This is a genomic window from Gluconobacter sp. P1D12_c (assembly GCF_018812105.1).
Lineage (GTDB): Bacteria > Pseudomonadota > Alphaproteobacteria > Acetobacterales > Acetobacteraceae > Gluconobacter > Gluconobacter oxydans_A.
Map to the genome: position 1 here is coordinate 1 of NZ_JACSIQ010000850.1, position 362 is coordinate 362.

Consider the following 362-nt stretch of genomic DNA (forward strand, 5'->3'; position numbering starts at 1 on the left):
CGTTATATGTTTGGGAATGGGGTCGAGGTTTATTGCGGTTGGGAAAAGCCTTACGATATCATGACTTGTTTGCATGACCATTATATTGACCATTCTTTTCCTGTGAAGGATGTGAAAAGTTATAGAGATTATTTGCGTTGTCTTCCTTCGCATTCTTCTTTGTTTTTGGATTACATAGAAAGCAGGGGATATGGTTTTTTAAGATTCAACGAATATTTGAACGATGACGAGGATGATTTTTGTTACGAGTGTGTTTTTGTTAATGACAATAAAGATGAGATACGCCTTTGGGTTAAAGATTTAGAAGAATGTGACAAGGATTGTTTGTATTCGAGTATCGATAATTTAGATTTGGAAAATTG

At 34.8% G+C, this 362-nt stretch carries 1 protein-coding gene; it reads left to right on the forward strand.

Translation table 11 applies throughout. The features are described 5' to 3' along the window. Positions 1-362 (forward strand): hypothetical protein (locus tag KP705_RS19495; protein ID WP_215765505.1); only part of this gene is annotated, 362 nt, incomplete at both ends.